This is a genomic window from Microcoleus sp. SVA1B4 (assembly GCF_036700545.1).
Lineage (GTDB): Bacteria > Cyanobacteriota > Cyanobacteriia > Cyanobacteriales > Microcoleaceae > Microcoleus.
Window position 1 is genome coordinate 33,741 of record NZ_JAUBPB010000003.1, and the last position, 15,383, is coordinate 49,123.

At 44.9% G+C, this 15,383-nt stretch carries 12 protein-coding genes; 7 read left to right on the plus strand and 5 right to left on the minus strand.

Annotation, left to right across the window (positions count from 1 at the left end):
• Positions 1–141: 141 nt before the first annotated feature.
• The gene (locus QT987_RS02235; RefSeq protein ID WP_333236906.1) at positions 142–744 is read right to left on the minus strand and encodes a hypothetical protein; all 603 of its coding nucleotides are present in this window, start codon (positions 742–744) and stop codon (positions 142–144) included.
• A 388-nt stretch (positions 745–1,132) separates the two neighbouring features.
• On the opposite strand from QT987_RS02235, the gene QT987_RS02240 reads away from it, so the two are divergent.
• The gene (locus QT987_RS02240) at positions 1,133–3,778 is read left to right on the plus strand and encodes a DEAD/DEAH box helicase (protein WP_333236908.1); all 2,646 of its coding nucleotides are present in this window, start codon (positions 1,133–1,135) and stop codon (positions 3,776–3,778) included.
• Between the two features lie 216 nt (positions 3,779–3,994).
• Positions 3,995–5,176, plus strand: a complete 1,182-nt coding sequence (locus tag QT987_RS02245) for a hypothetical protein (RefSeq protein ID WP_333236909.1) — start codon at positions 3,995–3,997, stop codon at positions 5,174–5,176.
• A gap of 12 nt (positions 5,177–5,188) precedes the next feature.
• Here QT987_RS02245 and QT987_RS02250 read toward each other — a convergent pair whose 3' ends face one another.
• Entirely contained in the window at positions 5,189–6,256 is a 1,068-nt protein-coding gene (locus QT987_RS02250; protein WP_333236911.1) for a hypothetical protein, read from the minus strand.
• 354 nt (positions 6,257–6,610) lie between these two features.
• Between QT987_RS02250 and QT987_RS02255 the strand changes: the two genes are divergently transcribed.
• The 4 genes from QT987_RS02255 (at position 6,611) to QT987_RS02270 (ending at position 10,089) form a co-directional block, all read left to right on the plus strand.
• Positions 6,611–7,042, plus strand: coding sequence for a helix-turn-helix domain-containing protein (locus QT987_RS02255; protein ID WP_193975537.1), 432 nt, complete (start codon positions 6,611–6,613; stop codon positions 7,040–7,042).
• Positions 7,043–7,168: 126 nt separating this feature from the next.
• Positions 7,169–7,879 (plus strand): hypothetical protein, encoded by a 711-nt coding sequence (locus tag QT987_RS02260; RefSeq protein ID WP_333236913.1) that lies wholly within the window; start codon positions 7,169–7,171, stop codon positions 7,877–7,879.
• 158 nt (positions 7,880–8,037) lie between these two features.
• Entirely contained in the window at positions 8,038–9,249 is a 1,212-nt protein-coding gene (locus QT987_RS02265) for a transposase (RefSeq protein WP_333236915.1), read from the plus strand.
• Positions 9,250–9,402: 153 nt separating this feature from the next.
• Positions 9,403–10,089: a response regulator transcription factor gene (locus QT987_RS02270; protein ID WP_333236918.1), complete on the plus strand. Its 687-nt coding sequence runs from the start codon at positions 9,403–9,405 to the stop codon at positions 10,087–10,089.
• 81 nt (positions 10,090–10,170) lie between these two features.
• Here QT987_RS02270 and QT987_RS02275 read toward each other — a convergent pair whose 3' ends face one another.
• Both QT987_RS02275 and QT987_RS02280 read right to left on the minus strand, forming a co-directional pair.
• Positions 10,171–11,334, minus strand: a complete 1,164-nt coding sequence (locus QT987_RS02275) for a hybrid sensor histidine kinase/response regulator (protein WP_333236920.1) — start codon at positions 11,332–11,334, stop codon at positions 10,171–10,173.
• A complete protein-coding gene (locus QT987_RS02280) occupies positions 11,331–13,265 on the minus strand; it encodes a type IV secretion system DNA-binding domain-containing protein (RefSeq protein WP_333236922.1) in 1,935 nt (644 codons plus the stop codon). Before QT987_RS02280 ends, QT987_RS02275 begins: the two co-directional genes overlap by 4 nt.
• An 83-nt stretch (positions 13,266–13,348) precedes the next feature.
• Between QT987_RS02280 and QT987_RS02285 the strand changes: the two genes are divergently transcribed.
• Entirely contained in the window at positions 13,349–14,413 is a 1,065-nt protein-coding gene (locus tag QT987_RS02285) for a DUF5895 domain-containing protein (RefSeq protein ID WP_333236924.1), read from the plus strand.
• A gap of 3 nt (positions 14,414–14,416) precedes the next feature.
• Here QT987_RS02285 and QT987_RS02290 read toward each other — a convergent pair whose 3' ends face one another.
• Complete coding sequence (locus tag QT987_RS02290) at positions 14,417–15,052, minus strand: hypothetical protein (RefSeq protein ID WP_333236926.1); 636 nt, start codon at positions 15,050–15,052, stop codon at positions 14,417–14,419.
• Positions 15,053–15,383 lie beyond the last annotated feature (331 nt).

Genomic DNA, 15,383 nt, shown 5'->3' on the forward strand with positions numbered 1-15,383 from the left:
GCGGTGTACCCTACAGATAGAGTTTATGCGTCCAGAATTAATTAACTGTAGTGATAAAGAAGTTGTTTTTCTCATTAATTTATCAAAGAAGTTTTTGAGTTTATTTATCGCACTAGGTCGCTATTTTTGTTTAATAGCAGCTCACCTTTCTTGCATCATCCAAACGAGAAAGCCCAAGATTTGCTCAACCGGAGGTAGTGGATAATCTGTAAGGTCAATGGACGCGCATTGCTCTTCTAATTTAAGAAAACGCCAAACTGTACCGCTAGTTACCGTTCCGTAAATCGTCGATATCGGCTGTTGCTTTTGTTGGTTAAAGCGTTGAGCTGCAACCATTTCTGCAAGGCATTGCCCAAGAGCCGGTTTAAGGTCTTCTTTTTTGGCTTCCACCAATATAACCGCAGGGGCTTTGATAAATAGTTGCTCCGGGGAACGACTAAGAAGAAAGTCAACATACCCTGTGAGTTCAGCCTCCGGTTCTACATTGAATTCTTCGCCTGAAAAAACGCTAATCTGTCCTTGAAGTTGGCGTTTTACTTCTAGTAACACAGGATTGATAATCCCCTCCGAACGAGCTTTTTCGCTACTCACCGCGATCGCCCAGGGAATCGTTTCTTTAAGAGTATCCTGTAGTAAAACACTAGGAGTCACTGGGAGGATTTCTGGTAAAAAACGCGCTCCTTCAATGATTGTGAGATGAAAATCTTCTACAGCTTTGCTGAGAGTGAATTTACTGTAAGGCATAAGTTTATTATTCTTAATCGGATATTATAACACTTCGGGGTTGAATGAGGTAAGTCTGGTAATTGGTAAAGTGTACTGTACTAATTATATAGCCAGTCTAAATAAGTTGTGAAAAAAACAAGTTTTCAACGAACCGCGAAGACGCGAAGCACGCGAAGGTCGGAAAGAGAAGAGAGTTTCACGACTCCTGCAAGACTCACTATAGTGCCTCACGAGGCGGGGCGATCGCGCCGTGAGCCAGAGACCTACCGTTTCCCTAGTTCCTGGATTAAAACCCATAATTGTTACCAGAATCAGTCCGACTCCCAGTTTTTTTAAAATTACCTCTCTCGTTCTTTTTTTTACCTAGCGGTAGTAAAAGAGAAAAGATTCATTCGTAGAGTGACCAATGCCTCCCAATTATATCAACCTTCTTTCCCAACTAATAGCCAGACATGATTTTCACCAAAATAACTTCCCAGAAGCAAGCCACTTGCAGCCAACTGCAACAGCCGATTTGTGTGAGTTTTTAGGCGAAGAGGTTATTTATCAGACAATCGCGACTGCTACAACTCCTAAGCTCTACAAAATTCCTCAAGACTTGCCGCCTTCAATAATTTCTGCTTTGCACCGCCAAGGCATTCAACAGCTTTATTCGCACCAAATTAAAACACTCAAAGCCGTGCGCCAGGGCAAAGATGTCATCCTCAGCACAGCAACAGCTTCTGGCAAATCTTTAAGTGCGTACTTGCCTATTTTAGAGGGCATTATCCAACATCAATTTACTGCACTCTCTATTTATGGTTTGAAAGCTTTAACAGCCGACCAAAGTCAAAAACTTGCCGATTTGCTCCAACTGATTCCTGAGCCTGCGCGCCCGCGCCTTGCCCTTCTAACTGGGGATACTCCTCCCAAAACCCGAGAACAATTATTAGCTGCAAATCCCAGCATAATCAGCGCCACACCAGAGTTAATTCACTATGCGCTGAAAGGCGTTCACTGGAGTCAGCCTTGGCAGCATTTTTTAAGTCGCCTCCGCTATATTGTCCTAGATGAAGCTCACACTTTTAACGGAGTTTACGGAGCTAACATGGCTAGCTTAATTCGCCGCTTAAAATTGGCAGTAGACGAGCGCGGAGGTTCTTCTCAAAAACTGCAATTCCTGATATTGAGTGCTACCGTTGGCAATCCCGTTAAATTAGCGAAGTTACTATCTGGTAGAAGTCGAAAGCGAAATATCAATAAACCCGAGCGGTTAGTTTGGATTAACTCTAGCGGAGCTGCTGTCCCAGAACGGCAATTAATTGTTACTAAACCGACTCATGATGCTAATTCAGATGTTGCTCGCATCATTATGTTTTTGTTGCAGCAAGGGCAAAGCGGAATTTGCTTCGGTAACGGCAGACAAGCAATTAAGAACTTGTGGGCAACTTTTAAGCAAGAAGCTGTAACTCAAACTAACTCGGGAATTGAGTCGCAAGTAGCAATTTTCTACGGCAGTTTAACAAGCGAGCGCCGCATGGAAATTATTAACTCTTTGCAGTCAGGAACAGTTAAGTGTATCCTCAGCACTAGCGCTCTCGAAGCGGGAATTGATTTGCCTCAACTTGATTTTGCTATTATTAGGGGATGGCCGGGAAGCTTGCAAGCTTTTAGGCAGAGGGCTGGCAGGGCTGGTCGCGCAAACTCCGGTTTAATTGTCTTCATTCCCATTGCACAATCACCTTTGGATAACTATTTTGCCGAACGCCCTGAATTGTTGCTGTCGGCCGAATCTGAATTGGTGAGCTTTAATGCCAATTATCCCATAGATATTGCCAAACATTTGATGTGCGCGGCTGTCGAAACAGGCATTCCTGCCAGTAAGCTCAAGCACTACTTTGGCAAGAGCGCTCCTCAAATTGCAACGGCTTTAATTGAGCAAGGTGTTCTTCACAGAAGCCGGGATAAATTATGGGCTAAGGGCTTTCCCCATAAAGATGTAAACTTTCGAGGGGGAACGGGTTCTAGCACGATACAACTGGTGGATGCGGAGACTCAAGAAGAGATTGAACTCCTCAGTGCGGAGATTGCTTATCGAGAGGTATTTCCTGGTGCTATTTACCGCACGCAAAACTCAGACGGCTGTTTGGTGACTTATACTTCGCGCTCGCTCTTGAATGGCAAAGCTATTTTGCAAAACACCCCTGAAACTCGACTGTTTACTGTAGCGATTAGCCACACTCATACCAGCCTCAAGCAGAATTTGAGTTTGCCTCAACAAATCCCGTTGGTCATTCCAGAAGTTGAAGGAAATGTTCAAACCAATTCAACGGATAGTAAGGCAATTCCAGCTCAAGCTATTCTGGAACTGGTTTGGGGAGAAATTAGCCAACTCGTCACTGGTTATCAATTATTAACTCGCAATTACGAGTTAACTTGTCTCAATAGAAAGTGTGTCAATTACAGAGAGCATTTACCAAAATGTACTGCCTGTCCTGTTTGTGGCAAGAGAACTCGCTCTGCTGAGCTAACATCGGTTCTTAATGAGGTAAACTTTGAGCAACCTTACGAAATAAAATTTGCGACTCCTGTACTGCAAATTAGTTTTAATTCCCCGGTTGAATGTTATCTGCAACAGGTAGTAACAGCTACTCGCCAGGAATTGCTTCAATCTCAACAGCAGATTCCGCCCGGATATCAGCAGTTGTGGGAGTACCCCGCGAATTTGTTGGCTATTCACAGTTTCGGCCATCAAATTTTAGCAGCTTTACCTCTGACTATTTTGGCTTCACCTAATGATGTGAATTTTCTGGTAGAGAAGAGAGGTGCAAATGACTATGCAGGACTCTTTTACGATTTAGCAGAAGGGGGTTCGGGAACCTCGGAAGCTATTTTTCGTTCTCTCCCTCAATTAGCTCATGCGGCTGCTGAGTTAGCCCGCAGTTGTTCTTGCAGTTCTGGCTGTCCTAAATGTTTGATTCAGTCGGGATGCCCTGATGGTAACAAAGCTTTACTCAAGCAGGTGGGGCTGCTGCTGTGCGAAGCATTTTCTACTCCTCAAATATCAAAATAATTGGTGGAATAGACGGCTGAGAAATGGGAATGGGGAGAGAGAAATAGGGAAAATGGGAGTGGGGAATAGAGTGTAGCTTTTTTCACACAAAAAAGCTACGCTCTATTCCCAATTTGTTTTTACTGTTTTTATTAAACAAGACGCTGCTTGCATCAACATAAAATTGTGCGAACCGCTACTGCGGTTTTTAGGGGTGCATTTTTCAGACTTGTACTCATGAAAAACAAGCTTGTCTTGCCAATCATTGACTCCAAAACTAGAGAGTCAATGCTGTTACATTTCAGAAATCAACCCTATAAACCAAAGAAAAAGCAAGCTTTAATCCCCAACCTAAAACGAGATTTAAAGCCGGGCTGGCTTTTAACAATTCTCGCACAAATAGACCGATGTTTGTGGGGAAGGTGGGATTATTGGGCTTTGTGTCAAGCTGTCCCCGCTCATGCCTGGATGCGGTGGAAGATGGAGCCAATGCTAGCCATTCTGGAAAACAGAAAACCCGAAATTTTACCCAAATTTGTAATTGAGGAAACTTTGCCAGCAGAACCGATTCCCCAAATCGAATGGCAGCATTCTCCTACCGCAGAAGCCATGCTAGATAACACTCTCAATTGCATTCCTCAACATGGAGAATGGAAAACTTGGTCAGCTTGGGACTATTTGGAGTTTTTCTTGGACTGGGTTTTGTTCGCATTCGGACATCCAGCTTACAAGATTTTACCCAAAGAACCCGCCGGCTGTGAAGGTGCATCAATGCGTCTCTATCAGATGTTTGACCTGTCAATTCTCATGCTGTATCCTGAAGATTATATGGGCAGACTGCTACCCCAAATTTGCGGAAAGACTGCTCAAAAAAGTTCAGGGTTTTATCCGACACCCTTAGCTTTGTGTCAGTTCATATCTAAGTTAGTCAGTGGTGATAAAACAGAGCGAATTTCCAGCTTCAATGAACCTGCGTGCGGTACGGGTGCTTTAATGTTAACACAGTCGAATTACTGTCTGAGCGGTATCGGTCAAGATATAGACCCTACTCTGTTAAAATGCGCTTTGTTTCAGTTTTATATGTTTTCACCTTGGCTGGCTGTTCCGATTTGGTGGTTGGGTCAAACTGATTTGCTCCTTGGCAATACTTTAAGTAGCGATCGACCTCAATCAATGAACGCCACTTATTGGTACAATGAGTGGTTTGAGCCTGTCGAGTCCCCGGCTAAAAATGATACTGATTATCCAGTCGAACATGAAATAAGTTCAGGAGAAAGCTCAGAAGTTATTGACTTGAATGATCAGACATCAATTCACTCAAATCCAGTAGTTCAAGAAGTTGTTAAGGGCAAACGCCGATCCAGAAAAACGACAACATCTCCTCACCAATTTACGCTGTTTAATTTGGACGATTTCTAGCCCAATACGTACCTAATTCTCACTTGTGGCGGCCGGCGTAATGTTATGAGTAGGCTGGACTTCAGAAGCAAAACTGATTGTAGAAGCTGCTGCTTTGAGGACTTGTGCTGCCCAATCTACTACAGCCAGCCCTTGAGTTTTAGCCGCATCTTGCATCTGGGCTTGCAGGTGTATCGGGAGCTGTAGAGTTAAGGTAAAAGTATCTCGTTGGGCTCGTTTTGCCTTTTTGACTAACTCTGGTTCGATCCATCGATCGAGCCACAATTTACATTTAGATCCTCGTTCGTTACCATCTTTCTCAATAAAGCTTAGTTTGCCTAGCTTTTGACAATAAAAACTGTGAGGGTCGTCTTGAACAGGCTCAAAACTGCAATGATAGCAATTCCAGCAGCTTCGGCATTGAGTTTCTGACTGACTGGATGTTGCTCCCAATCCCTCAGCATTCTCTTGAGTGGCTGCTGAAATCTCACGGTTTGACGATGGATGATTGGCCCAGAGAGTTCGTTGGTTTTTGGAACTGTTCTCGTTGTTAGACTTATTCCTCGAATTTTTTTTCTGGTGTTCTTCAACAACTCGGGCAACGTGAAAAGCCGTAAGTTTGCCGTTCGGAGCAGTAGAAACGGCTTGGGCCCAAGCCCTAGGCTGCTCTTGGGAGGGTAGTGCTGTTAGAGGGCGAACTTGGCGCTCATTGGCGGGAAGGATTTGTGCGCCATGGCGCACATTTTCATAGACGGTTGCCGCCTCGATCAATTGGTAAGCCCAGCGACGAGACATTTCCCACCGATTAGTGCAATAGTCTTCAAACGTCGAGAAGTCTTGTCGGTAGAGGCGGCGATCCCGGATTTGGCGCAAAGCTTGCCCTATTTCCCAGAAAGCTTTCAAGCTCCGTTCGACTGTAGCTTCCAAGCTGCTTAATTCTAATGCTTCAGCATCAGTGAGCGTACTGCTCTGAGCAGACAAATCTTTAGCGTCGACTTTGTTTAGGTGGCAGTCCTGTGCAACTCTCGCAGGGAGTTCAGCGCTGGGAACAACAGAGAAGTTATGTGCATCAGAACCGCGAACTGTTTTGGAGGTTGACATTGATGTTCCGTCCGTCTTGCGCGGTGCAAGATTAAGTATTGCATAGTGCAAGGGTAGTTGCGTAATCGATTAAGGCTTTGATGGCTCAAATTTTGTAGAAAGGGCGTAAAATAGCGAAAAAGTATCGGCTTCAACGCAGCAGAAAGTAAAATAGTGTACGGTAAAAGCGTTAGTTGACATCCTCCGGGTGCGTTCGCGCGCGGGGATTCCCAAGACCACTCTTTGGGCTTCCTCTTTCCACTACTCGGCTTACACTCGGAGGAGTCTCCTCAGCCCAACTCTTGTCGGTGTCTCGCAAGGGCGTTAGTTCCCGTGTGCCCCAGGACTTTAAACCTAAATTTTCGGTAAGCAATTGTGACTGTTAGCTCTGTATCTTCTCTTATACTCGATCGCCAAAAGCGGCTGACTCAGTTGATCGAGCTGCTGCTGAAAGAAGGCTGGACTCAAAGCGCTTTAGCGTCCGCTATCGGAGTAGATTTTTCAACCGTATATCGGTGGTTAAAAGGGAAAACGATACCCGAATCCGATTCTAAGAACTTTCGGCAACTGGCAAAGTTAAGCGGTGGCAGTACCAAGACTCTGCAACTTTATTTGGATGGAGAAATATCCCTATCAGTTTATCAACGCGGTTTGGATGAGGTGGCGATCGGTCAAGTGAGTGGCAGCAAAAGGATAGGCTCTGAAAAAATTAAAAAAGAAGTTTTAGCAAAGATTTATTCCCTCGATCCAGATGATATTGCCGATATCATTTCTTCCTCAGTAGCATTTTTAGCCAAACTTGTATAGTTGGTAACAAGCAGCCTGCACCCTTACGGTTTTCAGTTGAGAAGCCGGAAAAGTCAGCGTCTCATTCCCCACTCCCCCTGACTTCTGGCGATCGCCGCTATTGCTCAGTCTTTTATGCTCTGAGCAATGTACCTCCTTACTCTATCCGACCTCAATCAAACTATTCATACTAGCCCACTACAAGAGCCACCTCTTGTTTCTTCCTATCTGCAAGAACGCTTGCAACTGCTTGTCAAGCAAATTTTAATGGGATTACCTGTCGAGCCAATTCTCAACAGTCACCCCCAGTTCCAGCAGTGGGTTTTCCAGCTCAAAGAACTATCGCCATCACTGTTTTTACCGCAGCGAAAACTGTTTGTTGACATTCCACTTCAAACAAAACTAGACCGAACAAAAAGGGGAGTGACAGAAGAAAATTCTTCCCCTTCTCCTCCATTTAAAGTGATACAAGTCCGTACAAATGTGGGTTTAGTCAAAGGAACACCCAGACTATTTGAGTGGGCGATTCGCCATCCTGTACTGACTTGGCAAGACCGAGTTAAGTTATGGGTAGCTGCCGAATTCTTCGAGATCGAGCCTCACAAGCTACAACTGATTATTTTGGCACTGCACCCGACTCAACCAGCAGAAAAAGTTCAGTTTGCCTGGGACAGCAAGCAACACCGAAAAACTCAAAATTGGCTTTTGACTACCATTGAACGAGAGACAGAACAAACAGTTGTCAAACTCAACGGTTATCTAACCTCTCAACCGAAGGAAGTAGCAACAGCTATCAATTTGGATGAAATCAATTTGGATGAAATCAATTTGGATGAAATCAACGAAGTGTCGATATAATCTGTTTACATTTTATCAAGAATTTAGGTTTAAAACCCCGTCCTTCTAGGACGGCCTTTTGAAAGTGCTGCGACATCTCACTGTAAAGATTTGTGGACAATGCTGGTAGTGTTAAGCTGACGCTGTTAGCCTAAGAGTATCGTGATCAGGTCGAAGTCATGCTAGTTTTTGAATTCAAAGCATATGGTAAAAAGCAGCAATTTGACGCTGTAGATGAAGCAATTAAAACAGTGCAGTTCATCCGCAACAAAGCATTGCGCTTTTGGATGGACAACCAAAAAGTTAATAAATACGACTTAAATAAGTACAGCGCGGTTTTAGCTAAAGAATTTCCGTTTTGCGATGAGTTGAACAGCATGGCTCGGCAATCTAGCGCAGAAAGAGCGTGGTCGGCAATCGCCCGATTTTACGACAACTGTAAAAAGAAGACTCCGGGGAAAAAGGGGTTTCCGCAGTTTCAGAAAGACAACCGATCAGTCGAATATAAAACAAGCGGATGGCGGATGGCACCAGACCGAAAAACTATCACTTTTACCGACAATAAAGGAGTCGGAAAACTCAAATTAAAAGGGACGCGCGACTTACATTTCTATCAGCTTGCTCAAATTAAGCGAGTACGCTTAGTAAAGCGAGCAGACGGGTATTTCGTCCAGTTTTGCGTTCAAGTTGACAGATCGGAAAAAATTGAAGTCACTGGCAATGCCATTGGATTAGACGTGGGGCTAAAAGAGTTCTATACAGACTCTAATGGCGTTGCCGTCGAAAATCCGCGATTTCTCCGCAAGGGAGAGCGTAGGTTAAAGAAAGCCCAAAGACGAGTTTCAAAACGAGTCAAGGGTTCGCAGAACAGAAAAAAAGCTAGAGTGATTTTAGGAAAGCGCCACCTCAAAATAAGTAGACAGCGTAAAGATTTTGCCGTGAAATTGGCAAGATGCGTCATCCAGTCAAACGACTGTGTAGCCTACGAAGATTTGAGGATTAAAAATATGGTGAAGAATCACTGTTTAGCTAAATCGATTAACGACGCATCTTGGTATATGTTCCGAGTCGGGCTGGAGTATTTCGGCAAAGTATTCGGAAGGATTACGATTGCCGTGCCAGCCAGCGGAACAAGCCAAGAATGCTCTAGCTGCGGGACAATTGTTAAGAAAAATCTATCAACGCGAACCCATACCTGTCGGTGTGGATGCGTACTTGATAGGGATTGGAATGCAGCTAAAAATATCCTGAGTCGCGGATTGAGTACGGTGGGGCACACCGGAACTTGGATCTTAGATCCGAACGCTTGTGGAGAATTGACCGCTACTGATGTTGAAGTAATTCTGCATCAGCAAGTCGATTCTGCGAAACAAGAATCCCCTCGGCTTTAGCCAGGGGAGTGTCAATACCATCCTCCTATCGAGAGACATCCACTCTATTCCAGACGAAATTGCCCAAAAATCAATACTTTTCTTCTCTCGATAGGAGGATGACACTCTTTAATGTCAAGAAAAACAATATAGAATGGATAAAATGTAGTAGGAATGTTAGCCGTGACTGCAACTACCGCCACCCAACCAAAAACAAGCCAACTAAAAACCATCCTGATAGTTGAAGATGACCCGATGATGCAGCTCGGTCTACAGCATATCCTCAATAACCAACCCCATTTAACAGTTGTCGCACAAGCTGTTAACGGCAACGAAGCCGTCAGTGCCGCACTGCAACACCAACCAGACATCGTGCTGATGGACATTGACTTGCCCGGAATCGATGGTATTGCAGCCGCGCAGCAAATCAGAGCCGCCCTGCTACATACTCGTATCCTGATGCTCACCCACCACAGCAATCCAACTCAGGTAATGGCGGCTTTGTCCAGCGGCGCTCACGGTTACTGCGTTAAAGGCACTAACGCAGAACAACTTCTAGCAGCGATTACGGCTGTGCAAGAAGGTGGCAGCTACTTAGACCCTAAAATTGCCGACTGCGTACTGCAAAATCTCAAAACGCCACTGCCCGATAGCTATGCGAAGGACGACATCAAGCTGACTGAACGGGAAATGCAGGTTTTGCAGCAGCTAGTTGAGGGTAAAAGCAATAAACAAATCGCTGCTCAACTAGGAATGAGCGTCCACACCGCCAAAGGTCATGTAGAGATGATTATAGCTAAATTTGAAGCGAGCGATCGCACCCAGGCTGCCGTTAAAGCACTGCGTTTGGGGCTGGTTTAGCCGTTGGAATGCAGCTTCTAATTGTTCTAAAAAAAGTGGTTTTTGAGGCGTAGCTATCGCGTAGCAAATTATAACAGCTTGTCAATCTTCAAACTTTGGCAATGTCAACCAAAACCTCGCTCCTTTTCCCAATTCGCTATCAACGCCAATCTCTCCGCCGTGAGCCTCAACAATTTGCCTGCAAATGAAAAGTCCCAATCCCAACCCTTGCCTTAAACTAACTCCAACTCCCCTCGTATAAGGCTCGAATAATCTTGCACATTGCTGAAGAGAAATTCCTGCCCCATTGTCTGCAACCGTACAGCGAACCATCTCACCTTCCTTTTTAGCTTCTACCGTCAAAATAAACCCAGACTGATTGTATTTAACAGCATTGTCGATCAGATTGCCAAACACCCGCCAGAGCTGCTGGGCATCAGCATTGACTAAAGGCAAATCGGCTGCAAAAAGCTGCTTAACCTTGACTCGATGCTGGTTGAGAATTGGTAATCTTTCAATAAGAATATTTTGGACTAAAGTGGGCAGCGACAGCGGCTTCATGGCTAAAGAAGCACTTTTCACATCAAACTGTTGTGTTGCTGTTAGTGACTCAATCAACTGGAGTTGGCGCGAACAACTTTGCACCATAACCTCCATAGTCCGCCTATCAATAGCAATGTTACTGCCAGCATCATTGAGGCGACTTCGCAGCAGCAGCGACATTCCCGATAGAGGCGATCGCAAATCGTGCGAAACAGCGTGCAACAGCATTCTTAAATTGGCTTCTGCTTGCTGTCTTTCTTGAATTTCCTGGCTGAGCTGAACATTTTGTGTAGCCAATTGCACGTTAGCGCAGCGAAGTTGTTGCTGTAAACGCTGCATTTTAAGTTGGGCAGATACCCGCGCTAACACTTCAACAGGCTCAAAAGGTTTTATAATGTAGTCAGCACCGCCCGCCTCAAACCCTTTTACTTTGTCAAATACGTCATCTAAAGCGCTGATAAAAATTATAGGGATATCACAAGTAGCTTCAGATGCTTTAAGTTGACGACAGACTTCATAACCATCCATACCGGGCATTTTTATGTCTAGCAAAATCAAGTCTGGCGCTTGCAACTCTACTGCTTTTAAAGCTCGCTGTCCACTAATCAACTTCCTGACTTTGTAACCGTTTTCAATTAGCAATTGAGAAAGTAGTTGAATGTTAGCGGGAATATCGTCAACAATCAAAATGTCAGCCAAAAATTGTTTAGTTTGCTCCATCATCTATCGCCACCAAATGACAGATTTTTAAGTTTTGTCCGAATATTGCCAACCGCTATTTTCCCAGCCGCGCTGTTCGCACCAGCAGCATTAACAGGCGACTTAACATCAGCCACAGTCACGGGTTCTTCTGGATCGTTCGGATGTGGCAGCAATTGGTAAGCGAATCGAATCCGCTGATCCAGCTCTTCATCTATATTGAGCAGTTTACCCGTCTGCTGCTCTACTGACAAAGCTTTCGCCCGCCTTTCAAGCTGCGGTCTGATGCGGCTGTCCCACAGTTGTTCAGACTCTTTAGCTCGCTTTATGTCGCCGGGCCGCACCGGAATCTTGAGAGGGTAGGGAAATAAAGCTTCCGTCCCCGTTGCGTAGGCCGGTGAAGTGATGACGCACTTGCCTTGAGGAAACCTCAGAATTTCGTCAGGACTAATCAGCGGTTTCTTTTGCAACTGTTCGCTCCAGTTGACAGAACGGCTCGTTTGCTGCCCCGTCGAGCTGCCGGTCGATCGATTTTTTACCAGCACTTCCACTTCCCCGTACCGCTTAGAATATTTCTCGGCTGTCTCAAAATCGCCGGGGTTGAAGAGGACATGAGTTGACAGAGCACTGGCGATCGCAGCCCCTTTTTTATCCCCATAGAGATTATAGAGTTGATTGAGTGATTGAATGCCAACAATCGGCACGCCGCCAGCAGAACGATATTCGTTAGCCCACTGATCCATTCTGTCGAACTTGAGAGACGGAAACTCGTCTAAGCAGTACAAAAATGGGTCAGAACGTACCCGACTCAAATTAGACACCACACATAAGTGAATAGCAGCAGCTAACAGCGGCCCCACTACAGTGCGTCTTTGGTCATCTAATTTGAAAATAATGCACTTTTTGCCTTCTAAAGCAATTGGAATGGTGCTGCGACCAATAAATGCCCGCAGCAAATCTTTTTGAATGAAACTGGAGTAGGTTGCCTCTGCGGTTGCCTTAATGCCCGCCACTGTTTTTTCAGCATCTTTTGAACTTAATAACTGCGAAAAACTAGAGGCAATCCACCTGTCCATTTTGAGGGGATGACCGTCGGGTCGGTGAACGGCGTGGTCGATGCGCTTGACCAAATCAGGCAGTTGAATAATTGCGTACACAAAAGCTAAATCCGGGTAAGGACTGCTTTTTGCCAACTGCACTAAACCCTTCGCCATCAACTCGCCTGCTTTCTCAAAAAACTCATTGCCTTTACTCTCCCCCGGACTAGCATTTCGAGCAATAACTTGTCCAATTTCTGCTGCCATTACTGCATCTTGTGCATCTCTCATAAAATCCAGAGGATTGATAGTGCCGCTGTAAGCTTCCCCTGGCGCAAACACTTGCACGTCGTAGCCGTAGCGCACTGCAAGGGGTGCAAGCAGTTTCATCTGGTCTCCTTTTTTGTCGTAAATAATGGCAGGAAAACCTTGCTGGAATGCACTTTCAACCATCCGGTCAATGACGCTGAATGTTTTGCCAGAACCCGGAGCACCAATGACTAAAGTTCCGCGTTCTGCGTGGGGAAACCAAACCGTCGGATTTGCACCTAATAGCGTTTGCAATCGAGCACTCAATCCCTGACAACCTTTAAACCAATAACTCGGCGTACCGCTCCACAAAGTAACGGGCTGCCGTTTTTTTTCTTTCATTTGCTTGAGGGCAGAGCCTGTGGCTGCCAATTTTTCAGCCGTCCCGCACAGCCGCCCGGAGGTAATTTTCCCTTTCCCGTTTCCAACTAATTTGGAAGCAATAAGTAAGCCTGCCATTAGCCCTAACATTGCCAGTCCCTCTGGCTTCATAAACTGACCCAACAACCCGCCAAAATCTATGCTAGTTAACGAACGTTTAGGAGGTTGAACTGCCATTGGTATCAAGGTAGCTTTGTTAATTTTAGGCAGAAATTGCAAATTGTTCATTTTTTTTAGCTCTTAAAAAAACTAAATGTTTCAGATAGCGGCTATCGCCTCAAGGGGGAGACTATGACAAAAATAGGTAAACAATGGTAAGAAGCAATAACGCGAAATCTCCCAGTAAGACAGTACAGAATTCTAGTGGAAAGTCCCACACGCAAAAGAACAAGAGTGCTGATTATTACGAGATAGATCCGGAGCTATTCAACAGTGATTACAACCAAACTCGCAAGCCCTCTTTGCCCTATGGAATCGTGATTAACGATAACCCAGCAGGTATTTTGCTCCCGAACGACCAGCTTGTCAAAGCGGAATGGCACGTAATACCTAATGTTGAGGAATTGACAACGGTCGAACTAAGCGAACAAGTGACAGGCTTACTGCTCCCAAAAGCGAGAATGTTGGTATTAGCTTTTGTGCCTGAGTACATCCGCTACAAAGATATTGAAGAAAATGGAGAATTAGCAGGTACTTTTATTGGGCTTTACGACGAATATCGCGATTCCCTCGATAAAAAGACGCAGGAAGTGTGTTCCGAACACGCTCTCATCTTTCTAAATCCCAAAAACCAACCCCTGCATCAGGTACCGATTGTCGTCCGCTTCAAGAATGTAGCCCTCTGGAGCTTTAAGAGCGCTAGAGAAGAATTTTACCGCAATTTGGAACGGGCATTTGCTGATTGCTTTGGGAGAGATTACAGCGGTAAAAATGACAAGTGGCGCTCTTTGGGAGTGTTGAATGTCGAGTTTAGAGCTCTTAAAGAAGGGGAAGGCAAAAATAAATCCTTTTGCTGCAAAACTCACAGCATTACTCAGCCAACTGATGCTAATTTTCACAAGCTATTTCTCGGTCAAAAACCACAAAAGAAATTGATTTGGGGACTGCACAATAGCATTGCTGGGTTCATTGACGCTAGCGAGGCCGGGTTGCCAGCTATAGCTGCTGGTGTCGAACCTGAAGTCCAGGCGTTGCCCGAAAGCGTAACTAACCGCAAAAATCGAGGTAAATTGTCACCCCCTCGCAAAATTGCACAAGTTGAAGGAGGAACAGACTCAGAATTAGAGGAATTAGATGAATGTTCCGAGGCTGCTGAGGTTGAAGTTGAGGTTGATTCAGCAGAAGATTTTGACTTCGATGAACCCGCAGACTACTAAACACTAACTACTGAAAAGCTGGCTGTCAGCAAGTTGATAGGTAAGGCCGTCGTAGCAAAATTGAAGCTGGCGGCGGCCTTCTTTGGAAAGCTGATTCACTCCTAGACAAGGCAAACCCTGGTGCGAAGAACTGTCAGCCTTAAACAAAGGAGTTTTCTGCGGTTTATGGGGGTCGAGATAAGCTGCAAATACTTCTGTTGGCATTTGACTTGAATCATTAGGAATTAAGTAGCCAACATAAAGGCAGCCTTTTGTGCCGCACAGAGTGGAATTATTGAAATCATAAAGGTTCAGCCGTCCTACCGAGCCATTAACTTGCCACACTCGCATTCTCTTAATTGCTTCCGCCGCTGCACTTTGCCCAGCCGCTACTTTGAGTTCTGGAAGGCTGCTGTGTTCCTTTACAATTAGGGTTAAAGTTTCTTTTGGAGTGACTCGCAAAGCTTGTTGCCAAGAAGCTGGTGCGGTTGTTGCTGAACTAGAATTCGTGCAAGCAACTGTCCCCAATAATAGCGACAGGGCGGTAAAAACTGTCAAACCAATGCGAAACCAGTAACCAAGTTGATTTAACCAAACCGGGGGGTTGACAATCTTTTGGGTGCCTGCTGTTTGTTGCTTAACTCTATTTTGTTTAACCATTTGTTACTTCACTCCTACAAAATACAAGAAAAAACAGGACACTAAAGCAGAAGAAAAAGACAATAAAATAGAGATTGTTTTGCTGAACTAAGCTGTTGTATGTCTAAATCTTACAGTCAATTTTTATGACTGACTTCGGGGAATACAAAACGACTCTACAATTTATATCCTGAACAGCTTAGAAGTCATATCTAATCCGTTGACATCGGAATTATTATCTCTCTCTTCTTTTTCTCTGTGTCCTCTGTGTCCTCTGTGGTTTAATCATTCGGAAGCATCTCAATGAAAGCAGCCAAGCCCAAAATTGGAGTTAAGAGCCAGGAGCCAGGAG